The organism is uncultured Limnohabitans sp., from assembly GCF_937889215.1.
Classification (GTDB): Bacteria; Pseudomonadota; Gammaproteobacteria; order Burkholderiales; family Burkholderiaceae_C; genus Limnohabitans_A.
In genome coordinates this window covers 1-2,339 of sequence record NZ_CALBEX010000292.1, presented here as the reverse complement: position 1 = coordinate 2,339, position 2,339 = coordinate 1, and the positions used below count along the sequence as shown (strand labels likewise).

The 2,339-nt window shown below is 56.8% G+C and carries 3 protein-coding genes; all 3 read left to right on the top strand.

The window, feature by feature from the left end:
- Positions 1-472: pyridoxamine 5'-phosphate oxidase family protein (locus Q0341_RS07395; protein WP_299511649.1), on the top strand; the 472-nt coding region annotated here is incomplete at its 5' end.
- A gap of 78 nt (positions 473-550) precedes the next feature.
- The gene (locus Q0341_RS07390; protein ID WP_299511647.1) at positions 551-940 is read left to right on the top strand and encodes a cupin domain-containing protein; all 390 of its coding nucleotides are present in this window, start codon (positions 551-553) and stop codon (positions 938-940) included.
- A gap of 14 nt (positions 941-954) precedes the next feature.
- Entirely contained in the window at positions 955-1,911 is a 957-nt protein-coding gene (locus Q0341_RS07385; protein WP_299511645.1) for a putative transporter, read from the top strand.
- The last annotated feature ends 428 nt before the right edge of the window (positions 1,912-2,339 follow it).

Here is a 2,339-nt window from a genome sequence, read left to right as displayed (position 1 = left end):
GACTGACGCTGTCCGCGAATCTGCCCGGCTCAGTGTGTTGTGTTGGTTGGCCACGGTGGACACTGACGGTCAGCCCAATGTCTCGCCCAAAGAGGTCTGGGCCATTGCCGACGCGCAGCATGTGGTGGTGGCGCACATTGCTTCGCCCATCAGTGCGCGCAACATTGCGCAGCATCCTCAAGTGTGTTTGAGTTTCGTTGATGTGTTTGTGCAAAAGGGGTTCAAGCTCTTAGGCACTGCACGCGAGGTGCGTGCAGGTGATGCCGAATTTGCGACCTGGGCCAAGCCGCTGCTGGCCATGGTTGGCCAACGCTTCACCATTCACGGCGTGCTGGTCATTCAGGTGCAATCCGTCGCTGCCATCGTGGCCCCCAGTTACCGCTTTTACCCGAACGAAACCACCGAGGCTTCGCAAGTGGCGAGTGCGAAGCGGGCATATGGCGTGGAGCCGCCCCATTCGCGTAGAAAATGATGTGACAGTCCATTCCCTTGTCCGGCCTTAGGATGTGCGGTTGTAATCCACCTGATTCAGTGACCCGAGGAGATGCCCATGACGACAAACGGTTTTGTGGTGACCCATGCCAAAGATGCGCAGTTTGAGCGCGGTTTGCGCTCATTTTTTGAGTACCGAGACCTGGGTATGAAGCAGGCCACCCAAGGTCGGGTAACGGCCAGTGTGATTCGCGCCGCCGGGGGCCACGCGTTTTCAAGCCAGCCGCATTTGCACCAGACCGAGTTCCAGCTGGTGTACGTGCTCAAGGGCTGGATCGAGTTTGAGTACGAGGGTCAAGGTGTGGTTCGGCTGGAGGCCGGGTCGTGCGTTCACCAACCGCCGGGCATTCGCCACCGCGAGATGGGCCACAGCGAAGATGTCGAGTTGTTGGAGGTGGTGTTGCCCGCCGACTTCAAGACCGAGACCGTTGAGACCGTGAACCCCTAAAGCAGGCCACCGTCATGTTCCAAAGTTTTTTCCTTTCTCGCCGCTGGGCCTTGTGGGCTTGGGGTGGCTTGTTGGTCTTGATGGCCTTGGTGTTCATCACCGTGCAGCAGACCGTCAAGCTCAATGCTTGGTATGGCCAGTTTTATGACTTGTTGCAAAAGCCCGAGCAGGCGGGGGGGCTGGACATGTTTTGGGGGTTCATGCAGCAGTTTGCTTGGATCGCGTTTCCTTTCATGTTGCTGCGCAGCCTGGAGATGTATTTGGCTTCGCATTACGCTTTTCGCTGGCGTCAGGCCATGACCGAGGTGTATTTGCCGCGTTGGCAGCACACGACCGATACGGTGGAGGGTGCTTCGCAGCGGATTCAAGAGGACTGCATGCGCTTTGCCCGTCAGATGGAAAACCTGGGCTTGGGCTTGGTGCGAGCGGTGTTGACTTTGATTTCATTCATCCCGATTTTGTGGGCCTTGTCCAAGGGCATGTCGATCGCCTGGTTGCAATTTGAAGGGTCTTTGTTTTGGGTGGCTTTGGCCACCGCGCTGGGGGGCACGGTGGTGTCTTGGTTTGTCGGGATTCGCTTGCCGGGCCTCGAATACAACAACCAGAAAACCGAAGCGGCGTTGCGCAAAGACTTGGTGTTTGCAGAAGACGAGCGCAGCCGGATGGACTTGCCCACGGTGTTTCAGTTGTTCACTGGCGTGCGGGTGAACAATTTCAGGCTGTTCAACCACTATGCTTACTTCAACCTCTGGAGCAATTTGTACAGCCAGGTGATGGTGATTTTTCCGTACCTGTTGATGGGGCCTTCGCTGTTTTCAGGTTTGATCACATTGGGAGTGATCCAGCAGGTGAGCAACGCCTTCGGCAAGGTCAATGACGCGTTTTCTTACCTGATCGACCGCTGGACCGACATCACCGAGCTGCGCTCGATCTACAAGCGCTTGACCGAGTTTGAAAAGGCCTTGGCTTAAATCCGAAGTCAGAGGCTTTATTTGGGTACTTTTATATTCATATTTAAGGTGTGTGGGTACACTTGAGGATCGTTTCATTCTTCAAGGCGGGTCACATATGCCATCCACTTCAGGTTTTTTTCGTCACAAACCCTTGTTGCAGGGGCTGCAGCAAGCCACATGGATCTGCGCCATAGGTTGGAGTTTGGCGGGGGCGCCGCCCGCGTTGGGCCAAACGCAATGGCGTTCTGTTTCGGGCGCCGCGCCAGTCCCTGACGTAGTGGTCACAGCAATCCCTGGGGCGGCCTCACAAAAACCCAAAGACGAAGCCCAAACCCCAGCCGAGGGCGGCTTGCAGATGTTTGGGGTGCGCTTGGGCACGGCCACGCGCGAAGTCATGCGGCAAGCCATTCGCCAAGCGGGTTTGACGGTCCACCGAGAGGATGGGG

Coding starts and splice junctions, on each gene's coding strand:
- Q0341_RS07385 (WP_299511645.1), top strand. CDS start 955: ATGTTCCAAAGTTTTTTCCTTTCTCGCCGCTGGGCCTTGTGGGCTTGG.
- Q0341_RS07390 (WP_299511647.1), top strand. CDS start 551: ATGACGACAAACGGTTTTGTGGTGACCCATGCCAAAGATGCGCAGTTT.